General features: G+C 73.6%; 16 protein-coding genes. 6 read left to right on the top strand and 10 right to left on the bottom strand.

Annotation, left to right across the window (positions count from 1 at the left end; translation table 11 throughout):
* Positions 1-24: 24 nt before the first annotated feature.
* Complete coding sequence (locus AC2RP6_RS03370) at positions 25-582, bottom strand: hypothetical protein (RefSeq protein ID WP_486444732.1); 558 nt, start codon at positions 580-582, stop codon at positions 25-27.
* Between the two features lie 652 nt (positions 583-1234).
* Here AC2RP6_RS03370 and AC2RP6_RS03365 point away from each other — a divergent pair.
* Entirely contained in the window at positions 1235-2326 is a 1092-nt protein-coding gene (locus tag AC2RP6_RS03365) for an MBL fold metallo-hydrolase (RefSeq protein ID WP_486444731.1), read from the top strand.
* On the opposite strand, the gene AC2RP6_RS03360 is transcribed toward AC2RP6_RS03365, so the two are convergent.
* Complete coding sequence (locus tag AC2RP6_RS03360) at positions 2323-4824, bottom strand: CehA/McbA family metallohydrolase (RefSeq protein ID WP_486444730.1); 2502 nt, start codon at positions 4822-4824, stop codon at positions 2323-2325. The genes AC2RP6_RS03365 and AC2RP6_RS03360 overlap by 4 nt on opposite strands.
* A gap of 117 nt (positions 4825-4941) precedes the next feature.
* On the bottom strand, positions 4942-5733 hold the full coding sequence (locus AC2RP6_RS03355; protein ID WP_486444729.1) for an SDR family NAD(P)-dependent oxidoreductase: 792 nt from the start codon (positions 5731-5733) through the stop codon (positions 4942-4944).
* Between the two features lie 146 nt (positions 5734-5879).
* On the opposite strand from AC2RP6_RS03355, the gene AC2RP6_RS03350 reads away from it, so the two are divergent.
* Positions 5880-6452: a TetR/AcrR family transcriptional regulator gene (locus AC2RP6_RS03350; protein WP_486444728.1), complete on the top strand. Its 573-nt coding sequence runs from the start codon at positions 5880-5882 to the stop codon at positions 6450-6452.
* Positions 6453-6470: 18 nt separating this feature from the next.
* Here the strand turns inward: AC2RP6_RS03350 and AC2RP6_RS03345 are convergent, their stop codons facing one another.
* The gene (locus AC2RP6_RS03345) at positions 6471-6998 is read right to left on the bottom strand and encodes an NUDIX hydrolase family protein (RefSeq protein WP_486450215.1); all 528 of its coding nucleotides are present in this window, start codon (positions 6996-6998) and stop codon (positions 6471-6473) included.
* A 220-nt stretch (positions 6999-7218) separates the two neighbouring features.
* On the opposite strand from AC2RP6_RS03345, the gene AC2RP6_RS03340 reads away from it, so the two are divergent.
* Together AC2RP6_RS03340 and AC2RP6_RS03335 are read left to right on the top strand one after the other, a co-directional pair.
* Positions 7219-8439, top strand: a complete 1221-nt coding sequence (locus tag AC2RP6_RS03340) for a cytochrome P450 family protein (RefSeq protein ID WP_486444727.1) — start codon at positions 7219-7221, stop codon at positions 8437-8439.
* Between the two features lie 146 nt (positions 8440-8585).
* Positions 8586-9539 carry a helix-turn-helix transcriptional regulator gene (locus AC2RP6_RS03335; RefSeq protein WP_486444726.1) on the top strand — a complete coding sequence of 318 codons (954 nt, stop codon included), beginning with the start codon at positions 8586-8588 and terminating at the stop codon, positions 9537-9539.
* A 22-nt stretch (positions 9540-9561) separates the two neighbouring features.
* Here the strand turns inward: AC2RP6_RS03335 and AC2RP6_RS03330 are convergent, their stop codons facing one another.
* Positions 9562-9936 carry an STAS domain-containing protein gene (locus AC2RP6_RS03330; RefSeq protein ID WP_486444725.1) on the bottom strand — a complete coding sequence of 125 codons (375 nt, stop codon included), beginning with the start codon at positions 9934-9936 and terminating at the stop codon, positions 9562-9564.
* 231 nt (positions 9937-10167) lie between these two features.
* Positions 10168-10962 carry a peptidoglycan recognition protein family protein gene (locus tag AC2RP6_RS03325; protein ID WP_486444724.1) on the bottom strand — a complete coding sequence of 265 codons (795 nt, stop codon included), beginning with the start codon at positions 10960-10962 and terminating at the stop codon, positions 10168-10170.
* A gap of 231 nt (positions 10963-11193) precedes the next feature.
* On the opposite strand from AC2RP6_RS03325, the gene AC2RP6_RS03320 reads away from it, so the two are divergent.
* Positions 11194-11853: a GNAT family N-acetyltransferase gene (locus tag AC2RP6_RS03320; RefSeq protein WP_486444723.1), complete on the top strand. Its 660-nt coding sequence runs from the start codon at positions 11194-11196 to the stop codon at positions 11851-11853.
* A 3-nt stretch (positions 11854-11856) separates the two neighbouring features.
* On the opposite strand, the gene AC2RP6_RS03315 is transcribed toward AC2RP6_RS03320, so the two are convergent.
* From AC2RP6_RS03315 to AC2RP6_RS03300, 4 genes are all read right to left on the bottom strand, one after another.
* Positions 11857-12282 (bottom strand): hypothetical protein, encoded by a 426-nt coding sequence (locus AC2RP6_RS03315; RefSeq protein WP_486444722.1) that lies wholly within the window; start codon positions 12280-12282, stop codon positions 11857-11859.
* Positions 12283-12391: 109 nt separating this feature from the next.
* Positions 12392-12646 carry a hypothetical protein gene (locus AC2RP6_RS03310; protein WP_486444721.1) on the bottom strand — a complete coding sequence of 85 codons (255 nt, stop codon included), beginning with the start codon at positions 12644-12646 and terminating at the stop codon, positions 12392-12394.
* Between the two features lie 65 nt (positions 12647-12711).
* Positions 12712-13197: a DedA family protein gene (locus AC2RP6_RS03305; protein WP_486444720.1), complete on the bottom strand. Its 486-nt coding sequence runs from the start codon at positions 13195-13197 to the stop codon at positions 12712-12714.
* Positions 13198-13638: 441 nt separating this feature from the next.
* Positions 13639-14769, bottom strand: a complete 1131-nt coding sequence (locus AC2RP6_RS03300; RefSeq protein ID WP_486444719.1) for an NADH:flavin oxidoreductase — start codon at positions 14767-14769, stop codon at positions 13639-13641.
* Positions 14770-14885: 116 nt separating this feature from the next.
* Here AC2RP6_RS03300 and AC2RP6_RS03295 point away from each other — a divergent pair, with 116 nt between their 5' ends.
* A complete protein-coding gene (locus tag AC2RP6_RS03295; protein ID WP_486444718.1) occupies positions 14886-15428 on the top strand; it encodes a MarR family winged helix-turn-helix transcriptional regulator in 543 nt (180 codons plus the stop codon).
* Positions 15429-15496: the final 68 nt, after the last annotated feature.

Here is a 15496-nt window from a genome sequence, read left to right as displayed (position 1 = left end):
AAGGAGGGGGCCGACGCGGCGGGTTCACTTCGGCGCGACGGCCCCCGAGTCGGGCGACCGCTGCAGTCCGGACGCGTCGACCGCCTCGAAGTCGGACCCCTTGAAGGCCTTGAGGCCGGCGAGCTGGGCGTCGTCCCAGCCGGAGTTCTCCTCACCGGAGATGAACCAGGCCGAGCCGTTGTCCGCGACGATGGCGCCGTACTTCTTCAGAGCCTCGGCGACCGCCTTGGCCTGCGGAGCCAGGTTCGAGGTGTCGACGGAATCCTTGAGCCGCAGCCTCAGCCCCATGGGCGGCAGCGCCGGGTCCGCGGCCGCGCCCGCCTGGTGCCGCGCGGGCCAGAGGTAGCTCCGGTCCGAGCGCGGCACCGTGATCCGGATCGCGTGATCGATATGCCCGGACGCCGCCTCGTCGTAGCGCACCAGACCGGGCAGGATGGCGAGGCCGGCGGCGTCGGCGGACGTCCAGCCGTCGGGCCGCAGCCGGTTGCTGCGCAGGTCGAAGACCGCGCCACCGCCGGCGTGCCAGGCGTTGCCGCCGAGCGGCCGGGCGTTCCAGAAGCTCGTAGGACTTGCACCGGTCACGGTCCCAGACGACGACGTGCCGGTCGCCGTCGCTCGCCGGACCGTTCTCGATCCTGGCGTTCTGCGGGATCCGGTACCCGGACGGGTCGCTCTCCTCGGCGATGTCGAAGGTGACCTTCGATTCCGGCACCGCCGCGTCCGAGACCGTGATGGGAATGCCGATCGGCTGCCCGTCGACGACACCCGAGCCGAAGTCCGGGTGCAGGGGCGCAGCGGCACCGATCGAGGAGACGTACCGGGCGGAGTCCGGGTGGACGGGAAGCGTGTCGACGGGCGCCCGCCAGAAGCTGTCCGGCGCCGCGGTCTCGCAGGCCGCCGCCCGGCCCGCGGCCGGGTGCCCGGACAGCGACACCAGAGCGGCGCCGGTCATGGTCACGGCCAATGCGGTGGCGACGGCCCGGATCCGGCGGGCCGCGCGCGGTGCCGCTGTGCGCTGCGCTGTCATGGCTTCACCCCGTCGCTTCACCCCGTCCGCCCGGGTCAGGTGCCCCGGGGCCCCGGCGCCTGGTGTCCTTCCAGCGTAGGCGCGCCACCGCCCCGGCGCCCTGCCGCGCGTACGGGCGCTGGTGCGGGTCCCGCCCGGCGGCAGGAGACTGGTGTCCGGGGCCCCGGGCCCCGACCCGTCCACGCCGAACGGCCCGCGGGAGGACGCATGAGCGCACTCGGTGACCGGATCCGGATCGACGCCAGGACCGTGCTGGTCGTCGGCCGGGAACTGGACCTGGAGCACGGTCGGCCGGACGTCGCCAACGCCCTGGTGCACCGGGCCGGCGACACCCTGGTCCTCGTCGACACCGGCGTCACCCGGCCCTTCCGCGCGGCGCTGCGGGCGGCGGCCGACGGGCTCGGGCGCTGGTCCCGGGTGCTGGTGCTCACCACCCACGGCCATCCCGACCACGTCGGCAACAACGACCTGGCCGACGAACTGGCCGACGGGCCGCCCGGCGCGCCGGGGGTGCCCGCCGAGCACTTCGTTCCCGCCCGCGACGTCGACCAGATGCGGGATCCCACGTCCTACTGGGTGCGGTCCTTCGAGCGCATCGCCGGAGCGCTACCGCTGCCCGCGGCCGCCCGGGCCGCCGAGGTGGTGTCGCTGTTCGCGCCGATGCGGCCCTTCGCCACCTCGACCCGCACCTACGAGGAGCGGCCCCTGGAGCGGATCCGGATCGGCCCGCACCGGTTCACCGGCTGGACCTTCGCCGACGGCGCGGTCCGGGTGCTGCGCAGCCAGGGCCATTGCGCCGGGCACGTGATCGTCCACCTCAGGGACAGCGGTGTCCTCCACCTCTCCGACGAGGGCAACGGTGCCTGCGGCGCGATGTACGACGCCGACCAGCTCAAGATCCAGACCGTGCTCGGTGCCATCGCCGGCCTCTTCGAGCAGGGGGAGGCGGAGACCCTCACCGACGGGCACACCTTCGCCGTGCGCCGCGGTGCGGAGGCGGTGTCCCACCTGGACGGCCTGCTGGAACGGGCCGTCGCCCTCCAGGCGGCGGCGCTGGAGCTGACCGGCGCAGACGCCCGGATCCGGCCGAGCACGTTCACCAGCCTGTACGGCCCCGCGATCGCCGGCCTCGGTGGGGGCGGCGCCAACCCCAACCCGATGTTCACGGCGATGACGGCGCTCAACCAACTCGCGGAACTCGGCTTCCGCCCGGACCCGGACGACGCCGACCCCGACGCGCCCTTGTCCCGGTCCCGGCTCCCGGACGGAGCCCGCCCCGATCCCCAAGACGGGCCTTAGGCGTGCCCGGACTGTCCGACCTTGATCCGCCGGACACCCCCTATCCCGCGCTGATCGCCGTCACGTGGGTGCTGCCGTCGCGGAGGGCGGTGATGCGGACCTGGCCGGCGGGGAAGGGGTCCCTGCCGTTCGGTCCGGGGACCCGGCCGAACGGCGTCCAGGAGCCGTCCGGCCTCCGGACGTTGTGCCAGACCCGCCCGTCGGGCCCGACCGCCACCACCTGGGCCGAGCCGTCCGGCGTGCCCGCGATGCCGATGGCGCTGGCCCCCATGGTGGGCGTGGAGACGCCCCGCGGGGGCCGGAAACCGGTCCAGGAGCCATCGGGCCGCCGCACTTGGTGGTACACGATCCCGTCCGTCCCGATGGCCAGGACCTGCGAGGACCCGTCGGGCATGCCCGCGATCGCCAGGGCGGGGCCGGAGAACGCCGGGGCGCCGCCCGATCCGGGCGGCCGGCCCCAGGGCGTCCAGGTACCCGTACGCCCGTGGACGCAGTGGTACAGGGCACCGTCGGTGCCGTAACTCAGCACCTGGGCCGACCCGTCGGGCAGGGCGGTGATCGCCACCTTCGTCGCACCCCACCGGCTCGTCGCGGTCGGACCCGGCACCGGGCGGAAGCCGGGCAGCCCGCCGTCGGCCCGCCGCAGCTGGTGGTACAAGGTGCCGTCCATGGCCGTCGCCACGATCCGGCAGGTGCCGTCGGGAAAAGCCGCGACGTCCGCCTCCCGGACGGTGAAGTCCGCCGAGCCGTCGGGGCCCGGTACCCGCTGCCAGGGCCGGAGCGTGGCCGCACCCCGTACGACGGTCAGCCACAGACCCGTTGTCGGGTGCGACGCCCAGGATCAGCACCGAGCCCTCCGCCACGCCCGCCACGGCGCTCTGCACCCCGGCGAACGAGGCGGCGTTGACGGCACCCGGCAGCGGACGCATGCCGCTCCACGACCCGTCCGGACGGCGCTCGGTGTGGAAGAGCACGCGCCGCTCGACGTCGTACGGCGGCAGTCGGGCGGCGGAGAACCACACCGGGTTGGTGAGGGCGACCAGTTGGTCCAGCGTGGTCGACGCGGGCTTGGGCCGGCGCACCTCCGCCCGGGCGAACATCGACGCCTTCCCCCAGCCGCGCCACCGCAGCTGCCCGCGGCCACTGCCGTCGATGCAGGTGGCGGCCATGATGCCCCACTCGGTGTACAGCGTGGCGATGCAGTCGGGGGCGCCCGTCACCTCCAGGGTCACGTCGACGGCGTCGAAGAACGACAGGGGCAGCTCCTCACCCGGCCCCGCGACCGCCCCGCCGGCGCGGGCCGTGAAATCCAGGGTCACGGCCGCGGATTCGACGGCGTACGAGCGTCCCCCGCGCAGCGCGTCCAGGACCGCGGCCGTCGAGAGGCTGTCGGCGCGGACCACGTTGTGCGGCCGGCCGACGGCGTCGGCCGGGCTGTGGGCGTCGCTGTTGCCGACGGCGGCGACCCGCTGGCCGAGGCAGAGCATGACGTGCCAGGCGGCGATGTTCGCGGCGTCGTCCAGCGTCCACGGTCCGTTCCACACCTCCAGCGCGTCCACGCGGTCGAGGCCGAACTCCCAGAAGGATCCCGGAGCCGGGGTGAGCGGATGGGCGGCGATCGCCAGGCCGCCCAGACTGTGCACGCGCCGCGCGTGACCGTCGAACGCCCCCTCGTCCGCGGGACCGTAGCGCCAGTCCACCCACTCGCCCTGCGGCAGGCCGACGGCCAGCCAGTGGCCGTGCCGGGTGGTGACCTCCTCGGCGTTGATCACCAGCAGGTCGGTCGGTACGTTCCCGTTCCACGTCACGCCGGTCGAGCTGGTGTTGTGGTCGGAGGTGGCGATGAAGTCGAGCCCCTCCTGGCGGGCGGCCGCCACGATCTCGTCCACCGTGCGCTGCCCGTCGGAGTGCACGCTGTGCAGGTGCAGATCGCCCCGGTACCAGCCCGGGCCCCGCCCGGGCACGACGGCGGGCAGGATGTCGTACGGGGCACCTGGCAGCGGGGGGCCCTGGTGGAGGGTGACGTCGACCTGCCAGGCCATGCCGCCGGGGCTGCGCACCATGGGACCCAGGATGACGGACCAGCGGCCCGCCTCCACGGGCCCGGGGACGTACCCGGGGGTGGCGTCCGACGCGGCGAGGGTGAAGCCGGAGCGCGCGCCGCCCGACCAGCCGCGGAAGCCGGTCGGGCCGAAGATCCCGAGGTCCAGGATGCCGGCTGCGCCGTCGTGGGTGCTGGAGACCGAGATCCGCTGCACTCCGGCGGGGACGTCGAAGGGGACGTACGCCCACTGGTCGTCGCCGTAGGGGGCGCGGCCGGTGTAGGTGGTGGTCACCTCACCCGTTCCCCGGCCCTTCGTCGCGGCGTGCGCGACCGGTGCCGGAACCAGTGCGGCGGCCCCGCCCGCGGCCAGCAGGGCCCCCAAGCGCAGCAGCGACCTGCGCTCGACCGTCGGGCCCGCACCGGGCCCGTCACTCGACAGGTGTTCACTCTGCACAGCCGTGCTCTCCGTTCACATGGGTGGCATGGAAGGTCTGCAGGTGCGAGGTGCGAGGTGCGAGGTGCGAGGCGAGGAGCGCGGGTGCGGAACGCCGTGGGTCGCGTCCGACACCGCCTAGCGGCGTGAGCGCTGGGCGTCGACGATCTGCCGCACCGAGCCGTCGACGTCCGTACGGGCCTGGATCCGCTCCGCGAAGCCGGGGAACTGCCCGGCGATGGCGCTGAGCAGCCGCAGCTCCAGCGGCGCGACGTTGACCTCGCACAGGTCGCGGTGCACGGCCCGTACGACGCCGTCGGCGACCTGGCCCGGGGTGACGGTCCGGATGCCGTTCGGGGTGGCGGCACCGGTGGCCGCGAACATCCCGGCGTCGCGCACGAAACCGGGCTGGACCAGGGACACCCCCACCCCCGTGCCCCGGAGCTCCTGGCGCAGGGCGAGGGCGAAACCGCGCAGCCCGAACTTCGTCGCGTTGTAGAGGGAGGTCGACTTGGTCGCCGCCTTGCCCGAGATGGAACCGACCAGCACGATGTGGCCGCGGCCGCGCGCCACCATGTGTTCCGCGAGCAGCCGCGACAACAGCACGGGCGCCCGCAGGTTGACGTCGAGGGCGCGGTCGAGCTGCTCCTCGGTGTAGTCGAGGAGGTCGCCGCTGGCGGGCAGGGCGGCGTTGGCGACGAGCACGTCCGTCTCGGCGCAGCTCTCGGCGAGGCGCACGACGTCCGACCGGACGGCGAGGTCGGCGAGCACGGTCCGGGCCCCGCAGGAGTCCGCGGCGGCCTTCAGCGCGGCCTCCTGCCGGCCGGTGACGGTGAGCCGGGCCCCTTCCACGGTCAGCCGCCCCGCCAGGGCGGCCCCGATGCCTCCGGTGGCCCCGGTGAGCAGAACGTTGGATCCGGACATCTTCACGGCGACTCCCGTACGGCGTTGCGGCGTTCTCCATTGTTCGTTCGAACGAACAGTATGGACCGCGTGGTTGCTTGTCCACACCCGCCCGACCCCGGCACCCCGGCCCCGCAGGGCCGTCACGTCGGCCGATGGGGCAGAATGCGGACATGCCCCACGCTTCCGCCACCCGCCAGAGCATCATCGACGCCGTACTGCGGATCATCGGGCAGGACGGCATCGCGGCCGTCACCAACCGGCGGATCGCCAAGGAGGCGGCGGTCTCCCTGGGTTCGGTCACCTATCACTTCGCCACCCAGCACGAGCTGCTGCGCGAGAGCCTGCTGCACTTCGTCGCCGAGGAGACCCGGCACTTCACCGCGCTCGCGGACGAATGCTCCGACGAGCACTTCGACATCGGCCGGGCGGCCGAGGTGGTGGCGCAGGTCGCGGGCGGCAACGCCTTCGACAGCCGCCACATCGCGCCCTTCGAGCTGTACGTCCAGGCCGGTCGTGACGAACGGCTGCGTGCCGCCGCGGCCGAGTGCTTCGCCGCCTACGACCTGCTGGCCGCGCGGATCCTGACCCAGCTCGGAGTGCCGGACCCCGAACGGCTGGCCGGCGCGGCCGTGGCCCTGGTGTTCGGGCAGCAGCTGCGCCGACTGGCCACGGGGGCCCCGGCCGAGGACCTGGTCGACACGCTGCTGATCCTCACGAACTTCGCCCCGGCACAGACCCCGTAGGGCGTGACGGGGCGTGCGTCAGTAGGCGAGCCCCACGTGGGCCAGGGCCTGCTTGAGCAGCACCGCGTGACCGCCGGGCATCTCACCCTGCAACGCCTGCGAGGCCGCCTCCTGGGGCGTGAACCAGACCAGGTCCAGGGCGTCCTGCCGGGGCCGGCAGTCGCCCGTCACCGGCACGACGTAGGCCAGGGACACCGCGTGCTGGCGCGGGTCGTGGAACGGGGTGATGCCGGCCGTGGGAAAGTACTCGGCCACCGTGAAGGGCTGCAGGGACGCCGGCACCAGGGGCAGGGCCACCGGGCCCAGATCCTTCTCCAGATGGCGCAGCAGCGCGTCACGGATCCGCTCGTGGTGCATGACACGGCCGGACACCAGCGTCCGGCTGATCGTTCCCTCCGCTCCGATCCGCAGGAGGAGTCCGATGCTGGTGACCTCGCCGGTGTCGTTCACGCGCACGGGAACGGCCTCGACGTACAGGATCGGCATCTGAGCCCTGGCCATGTCCAGCTCGTCACTGGTCAGCCAACCGGGCGTGGTTTCGGTCATGTCAGCCATTTCTTGATCATACTTTCCGCAGTGGGCCTTGGCCCAGATCACGCGTCACCGCAAATCGACCGACCGTCAGTTCGCCCCCGGCGGCGGCCGTTGACGGGCCGTCGTGACGCTTGCGACGGCTCGTCCGCCATGACCGAAAAGCTGCATTCATGGAGACTCGGGCGCATATCCTCACTTCCCATGGAGAGGGCGACCTATTCCGGGAGGCAGCATGAGTGAACAGCCGGTCCTACTTCCCTACGCCGACCAGGACTTCCTCGCCGACCCCTTCCCGCTCTACGGGAAACTGCGCGAGGACGGCCCCGTACGCCGCGTCGTCGCCGCGGGCGGCCTGGACGTCTATCTCGTCACGCGCTACGAGGACGGGCTCGAGGCCCTGTCCGACCCCCGCCTCAGCAGCGACGCCCGCGACGCCTCGGACCCCCGGCTCCTGGCCCAGCTGCCCGTGACCGAACGCGAGTCGATGCTGAGCAACATGCTCCGCAGCGACCCGCCCGACCACACCCGCCTGCGCCGCCTGGTCTCCAAGGCGTTCACCGCCCGCCGGGTCGCGGAGATGCGGCCCCGGATCCAGGCCGTCACCGACCGCCTGCTGGACGGGATCGTCCCGGCCGGCCGCGCCGACCTCGTCGCGGACTTCGCCCTGCCCCTCCCCGTCACCGTCATCGGCGAACTCCTCGGGGTACCGGACGACGACCAGCACGACTTCCAGCGGTGGACCGACCGCATGATCATGCGGGGTGCGGAGCCGCCGGACCCGGCCGTCGTGGACGAGGCCTGGCAGCACATGCGCGCCTACGTCACCGACCTCATCCGGGCCAAACGGGCCCGCCCCGGCGACGACCTGCTCAGCGGCCTGATCACCGCCCGGGACGAGGAACAGCGCCTCAGCGAGGACGAACTCATCGCCATGGTGTTCCTGCTGCTGGCCGCCGGCTACATCACCACCGTCAACCTGATCAGCGGCGGCATCGCGATGCTGCTCGCCCACCCCGGCCAGCTCGACCTCCTGCGCTCCGACCCCGAACTCCTGGGAAGCGCCGTCGAGGAGTTCCTCCGCTACGACGGCCCCGTCAGCCCCGGTATCGCCCGCTTCGCCCGCGAGGACATCGAGATCGCCGGCGTGACCGTCCCACGCGGCGCGACCGTCCTGATCGCCTCGGCCATCGCCGACCGCGACCCGGCGCGCTTCCCGGACCCCGACCGCCTCGACATCACGAGGCAGGACAACGCCCACCTCGCCTTCGGCCACGGCCTCCACTACTGTCTGGGCGCCCCGCTGGCCCGGCTGGAGGGCCGGATCGCGATCGGCACCGCCCTGCGCCGGCTCCCCGGACTCGCCCTCGCCGTGCCGCCCGAGGAGATCCGCTGGCGCCCCGGCGGCCTGCGCGGCCCCCTCGGCCTCCCGGTCACCTTCCGCACCGGTGGCTAGGGGGTGTCCGGCGGATCAAGGCCGGACGGTCCGGGCGGGCCGGGCCCGGCCTTGATCCGCCGGACACCCCCTGGCCACCCTGCCACGGCATACTGGAGGCTCCTGCCGCCAGCAGGTCGTGCCGAACGTCGGCGAGGGAGAGCCCGATGACCAACCTCTTCTTCGAGAGCGGGAACCTGGAGGACACCGAGGCGTTCCTGTCCGCCGCGTACACCCCCATGCAGATCGGCGGGCGTCCCGCGGACACCCGGGCGCGGATCTCCCGCACCGAGGTCGGCGGGCTGAGCGTCGACCGCCTCTCCTTCGGCTACACGATGGGCTACGACGCCGGTTGCCTGGGCAAGGTCTGCCTGGTCACCATGCACGACGGGACCATCGTGGACACCACCGGCGGCCGCGAAGAGGTCTTCGGCCCCGGCGAGACCTTCCTGCTGGCCCCCCACGACCGGCCGTACGCGGGCCTGGTGCGCGAAGCCCGGTACACCATCACGATGTTCGACCCCGGCCTGCTGAGCCGGATCGCCGCCGTGCCCGGCGGGGAAGAGGTCCGCATCACCGGTGCCCGGGCCGTCGGCCCCGCCGAGAACCGGCGGCTCGGCGCGGCCGTCGCCTACCTCCGCGACCACGTGCTCGACGACGACGCCGCGGGTGCCGAGCCCGACGGACTGCTCGTCTCGACCGCCGCCCAGCACCTCGCGGCCACGGTGCTGGGGTCCCTGCCGAACACCGCCCGCAGTGCCGGGGCCGCCCCGCGCGACACGCGCGACGCCCACAGCGACACCCTGCGCCGCGCCCTCGCGTTCATCGAGGCCAACGCCGACCGCGACATCACCCTCGCCGACATCGCCGCCTCGATCCCGGTCACCCCGCGCGCGGTGCAGTACGCCTTCACCCGCCACGCCGGCACGACACCGCTCGCTCACCTCCGCCGGGTCCGGCTGGCCCGCGCCCATGCCGAGCTGCAGTCGGCCGCCCCGGAGGGCTCCACCACCGTGGCCGGCGTCGCCGGACGGTGGGGCTTCGCGCACCAGGGCCGCTTCGCCGCCGCCTACCGCAGGGAGTACGGCGTGCCGCCCTCCGTCACGCTGCGGTCGGGCTGAGAGGCCGCGGGCCGCCCTGCGCTCAGCCGTTCGCGCCGGGCGAACCCTCCGGGGTCCCGGGGGAGGAGAGCTCGAACAGGGCGTCGGCGCCCGTGATGCGCAGCAGCCGGGAGAACTGCGGGCCGGGGTGGGTGAGGGTCAGGGTCCGCCGGTTCTCCTCGCACAGCAACCGGGCGTGGAGCAGGGCGTTGAGTCCGGCGGAGTCGCAGAAGTCGAGGTGCGAAAGGTCGACGACGACCCGCGCGGGAGCGGTCGGAGCCGCACAGGCCTCCTGGAGCGCCGTGTGCAGGGGGCCGACGTGGTCGAGGTCCATCTCGCCCGTGAGGGTGATGATGCTGCAGTCGGCGCGGGTGGCGAGCGTGACACTGTGTGGACCGCGGGCGGCCAGGGGGTTCATCTCGGTCCTGCCTTCGGGTGCGCGGGCGGGCCTCGGCAGCGGCCGCCCGCCCCGACGCTACCGGGGCGGGCGGGCACCTACAGCCCCTCAGGCGAAAGCCGGAAGGTCTTCGTTTGGTGGACAGGCCGTCCGTGCGCGACCCCTGCTCCGGCTGGTCGCCGACGGACTGAGTACCGAGAACTGCATCCGACGTCGAGTCGAGTCGAGTCGGGTCAGGGCGTGGGCGCCGGGTCAGGGCAGGAGGCCCGCCGGCAGGTACTCCCCGATCGTGGCGGGCGGGCGTCCGGTGGCCTGGCGCACCAGGTCCCACACCGGATCCGCCTCCGGGTCCGACAGGGGCGTGCCGAGGCGGGCGGCGACGTCCTTGCGGAGGTTCGGCAGCAGGGCGTACAGCCGATCGCCCGGGCAGGACGTGGCGTTGAAGTCCCGGTGCCCGTAGATCTCCGACGCGGGCAGGCCGTACTGGTCGCAGATGTGGGCGCACAGCTCGGCCAGCGCCGCGAACTGCGCGGCGGGCGGTGCTTCCGACGTGTAGGTGCCCTCGTTCTCGATCCCGATCGACACCGTGTTCTGCCCGACGCAGTGCGCCGCGCGCACCTGGCGCCTGCCGGTGCGCAGTTCCGCGAGGCTGTTGTGGCGGCCTTCCATCACGAACGCCCCGCGGCTGACGGTGAAGTGCTGACCGGTGTCGATCCAGCCCTGCGCGTCCATGTGGTACGTCTGGATCGCCTTGGCCAGCGCGAAGGCGCGCTGCTTGGAGTAGTCCGTCACGTTCGCCGTCGCCGTGTGGTGGACGACGATCCGCTCCGGACGGTTGGCGAGGACCACGACGGGCTCGGACGCCGCCCGCGCACCCCAGGTTGCGCAGGCGATGATGTCCGGCCCGGCGGCGGCGTACGCGCGCCCGGCCGCGCCGGCGGGCAGTGCCGCCGCCGTGGCCAGGGCGAACGCGCCCGTGAGGACGGACCGGCGGGTGAACCGGCCCGCGGCGGGTGCCGACTGGGGGAGTGGTGCGCGGAGGGTCATACGGTGCCCGTTTCCGTAGGAGGCTGCCCATTCAAGGCAGCCCCGCCGCACCGGTCGCGCAGACACACCGAGCGGCAACGGGAGTCGCCCCGACCGGCCGTGGCGCCGACACGGTGCACGGCGCGGAGCGCGTGCGGCGCGTGCGGGCCCGTACGACGGGGGTGCGGCGTGTCCGGCGCCGGCCGGCGGCAGGGTCGGGGTCAGGCTGTCTACCGTGCTCCCATGACTCCGATGAGCAGCCGTCCCGCCATGGCGTTGGCCGGGTACGGAATCCGGCACGCCCGGCCCTCCGAGGCCGGGGCGGTCGCCGCGCTCCTGGCCCGTGCCTTCGCCGACGACCCGGTCATGGCGTGGATGGTCCCCGCTCCCGGCCGGGAACACCGGGCCGCCCGCTACTTCCGCCTGTCGCAGCGCCTGCAGCGTCCGCGCGAGGGCGGCGTCCGGGTCGCCGCGACGGCCGACGGGAGGCTGCTGGGCGCCGCGCTGTGGTCGGGGCCCGGATGCTGGAAGACCTCCGCGACGGGAGAGTTGGCGGCGCTGCCCCACTACGTCAGGATCTTCGGATTCCGCGGGTTGCCACGGGCAGGGGAAGTCCAGAACGCCATGCACGAGGCCCATCCCGAGGAGCCGCACTGGTACCTGCCGTCGGTGGGGACGGACCGGGGACTCCAGGGGATGGGCGTCGGCTCGGCGCTGCTGCGCCAGCAGCTGGACCAGTGCGACCGGCTCGGGCAGCCCGTCTACCTGGAATCCAGCAACATCACCAACATCCCTTTCTACGAAGGGCTGGGCTTCCGCGTCACCGGCGAGATCCGGCTGCCGGACGGCGGGCCGACCCTGTGGCCGATGTGGCGCGACGCCGTCCGCGCGGACGCCCCGGGCGCCGGCTGACGCTCAGGTCTGGCACTGCCTCGTCGCGGCCGGGGACCAGCCGCTCCACGCGGCGCCGTCGGCCCGGGCGTGGACGCGGATCTCGACCTTCACGGGTCCGCACACCCGGGTGCTGCTCCCCACTTCGAGGGGGCCGACGGACTCACCCGCGCGCACGTGGGTGCGGCCACTGCCCAGCTTCTCCCAGTGGCCGCCGTCGACGACGCGGAAGAAGGCCTCGTAGGCGACGTTCACCCCCTTGCCCCCCGTGTTGCGCGCCTTGATGTACGCCGTGATCTCGCGGGTGGGGAACCGGCCGGCGGATCCCCGCTGGGCACTGATGCACCCGTTCACGGCCACCCGGCCGGTCGACGTCCCGCCGCCGCAGGCGACGGCGGCCGCCTCGGCGGTGGCCGGGACCGCCAGTACGGTCAGTGCCGTCGCGGTCAAGATCGTTCCGATGCGCCTCAGATGCAACGTTCCATGCCCTTCGTCGAGTCCGCCGGGTCCGCTGTCTCGGAACAGACGATGGCCCGGGTCGGGCCCGAGGGGCAGGGGCTCACTGGATCTTTCGCCCGAACGGAGTCGTAGGAGCCGCGCGGGCGACGCGCCGCAGCTCGACGCCCCCGTCCCGCCAGCCGGGCGAGCCGGTCCAGTGCGGGTGGGCGCACAGCAGGCCGGACAGTGCGATCAGCCGCCGCCGCAAGGGAGTCGTCCCGCCCCCGGCGGGCTCCAGCGCGAGCTCGTCGTAGGTGCGCAACCACGCCACCTGCAGCGCGACCAGATCATCGGGAAACCGGAATGATGCCGTCACCCCACCATTGCAACACATGTTCGATTGTGAGGGCGAGCGCCGCCTCCGGAGGTGCTACGGGGTTTCTACGCCTCGTCCGGCGCGGCGTCGCCAGGGGACGGGGCCGGAGCCCTTCTCCTGCGGTACAGGGCCACCCCGCACGCCGCCAGGAGCAGGGCGGCCACGGCGGACACGCCGATGGCCGGCTGGCGGGCGAAGAGCCGTCCCAGGACTTCGAGCACGCCGAGGCCCGCTGTCGCGTAGATCAGCGCCCAGGCCGCCCCGCCGACGAACAGGGCGGGGAGGTAGCGCGGCAGCGGCATGCGCATGCTGCCCGCGAGGAAGTTGGCGGCGGTCTGGAAGCCGACGGTGAGGAAGGAGACGGCCACCACGGGCGCTCCCCACCGCTGGATCGCCCGCTCCGCACGCTGGAACCGCGCCGTGCTGATGCGTCCGGCGAGCCTGCTGCGCCGGGCTCCGGCGCCGGCGAGCCACCCGACGGCGAACGTCCCTCCGGCGCGGAGCAGGACGATGACGTACAGGGCCCCGGCCGTCAGTGCGATCTTATCCACGGGGCACCGTCCCGATGGCGGCGCCGGCCCCCGGCACGCCCGTCACCCGCATGGCCGACCCGCCCCGGTGGGCGTACGACGCGCCCAAGCCCGGTCACCACCTCTCACCTGCGCCTGCCTCTGCGCGTTCCGCTCTACGGGCTGCCACCCGCGGCACCGGACCCTATCCGGTACGCCTGCACGTCAAACGAGGTTAGCCTAACCGAACACGCATACGGCATGCCGGGCTGCCGGCGGCCCCGGGGCGCGGCTCCCCGGGACGGCGGCGGGCGGTAGGTGTAGGGGGTGTCCGGCGGATCAAGGTCGGACAGTCCGGGCTGTCCGGTGCCGTGGATTGCAAGGCGGAGGAGGGAGTCGACGCGGAGCGTCGGCGACCGACGACAACGCGGCAAGGCGCGGCGCCGGGCGGGCTGGGCCCGGCCATGATCCGCCGGACACCCCCTAGTGGCTGAGGGACCTGAGCGCAGCCGCGTCGTAGGGCTTCAGCTCGTCGAAGCGGTGGGCGAGGACCTTCGCCGCCCACTGCGGGTCCTGGAGCAGGGCGCGGCCGACGGCGACCATGTCGAACTCCTCGCGCTCCATGCGGTCCAGCAGGTTGTCGATGTCGCCGAGCGCCGCGCCCTCGCCGGCGAAGGCGCGGAGGAAGTCGCCGTCGAGGCCGACCGAGCCGACGGTGATGGCCGGCAGGCCGGTGAGCTTCTTGGTCCAGCCCGCCAGGTTCAGGTCCGAGCCCTCGAATTCCGGGATCCAGTAGCGCCGGGTCGAGGCGTGGAACGCGTCGACGCCCGCCGCCGCCAGCGGGGTCAGGATCGCCTCCAGTTCCTCCGGGGTCTGCGCGAGCCGGGCGTCGTAGGCCTCCTGCTTCCACTGCGAGTAGCGGAAGATCACCGGGAAGTCGGCCGAGACGCGCTCGCGGACCGCCGCGACGATCTCCGCCGCGAACTTCGTACGGGACACCGCGTCGCCGCCGTAGGCGTCGGTGCGGCGGTTGGTCCGCTCCCACAGGAACTGGTCGAGCAGGTAGCCGTGTGCGCCGTGCAGCTCGATGCCGTCGAAGCCGATCCGCTCGGCGTCCGCGGCGGCGTCGGCGAACGCGCCGATGACGTCGTCGAGGTCGGCGCGGGTCATCGCCCTGCCGGTGCCCTCGGTGCCGTCGACACGGATCCCGGAGGGGCCGACGGCGGGCGCCTCGGCGTACGGTGCCTCGCCCTGCTTGCGCACCATGCCTATGTGCCACAGCTGCGGGACGATCGTGCCGCCCGCCTCGTGCACGGCGGCGGCGACCTCCGCCCACCCGGCCAGCTGCTCCTCGCCGTGGAACCGCGGCACCCGGTCGCTCTGCCCCGCGGAGTCGTGACCCACGTAGGTGCCCTCGGTGACGATGAGGCCCACACCTGCCGCGGCCCGGCTGGCGTAGTACGCCCGCACGTCCTCACCGGGCACGCCGCCGGGGGAGAACATCCGCGTCATCGGCGCCATCGCGATGCGGTTGGGGACGGTCAGGCCGTTCAGGGTGACGGGCCGGGAGAGGATCTCGGCCGCGCGGGAGGCGGTCGACGTGGTGACGGACATGCGGGTCCTCCGGTGTGAGGCGGTGACTCATCGGTTCACGACGAGAAGTGCATAGTACACACGCTATGTATCATGCATATTGCGCCCCTGCCGGGCCGCGGGCCGGGTCCGCGATAATGGAGCGCCGGAAAGGAGCGGGAGGCGCAGTGCTGGAAAAACTGGAGCGGGAACTGATGCTGCTCTCGCGGCACCAGGTACTGGCTCGGCGCGAGCGCGACGCCGAACGCCTGGAGCGGTCGGCCTACCTGCTGCTCAGCCGGATCGACACCCAAGGCCCCATGTCCATCGGGCAGTTGGCGGAGGCGTTCGGCCTCGACACCTCCACCGTGAACCGCCAGACGGCCGCACTGCTGCGCTGCGGACTGGCGGAGCGCGTGGCGGATCCGGACGGCGGCATGGCCCGCAAGCTGCGGATCACCGCCGAGGGCGGGCGCCGCCTGGAAGAGGACCGCGAGGTCAACCGGTCCTGCCTGGCCCGTGTGGTCGCCGACTGGTCGGCCGAGGAGGTGCGTGAGCTGGAGGACGTCCTGGTCCGGCTCAACCGCAGCGCGGAGGCCCTCGAAGGGCGGCACTGGCCGCGTACGGAGGAAGCCGCCGACGGGTCCCCGCGCCGACGGCCGGCCTCCCAGGAACGGTCGCCCGCGCCTCCCGCGCCGTAGACCGGGGCGCGGGCTGTCGGTCGCCGCGCTCGCGTCGGCCCGGCTCCGGTACGTCGCCCGGCACCTGC

It is taken from the genome of Streptomyces sp. WAC03905 (genome assembly GCF_057371075.1).
This window is presented reverse-complemented; position numbering and strand designations above follow the sequence as displayed.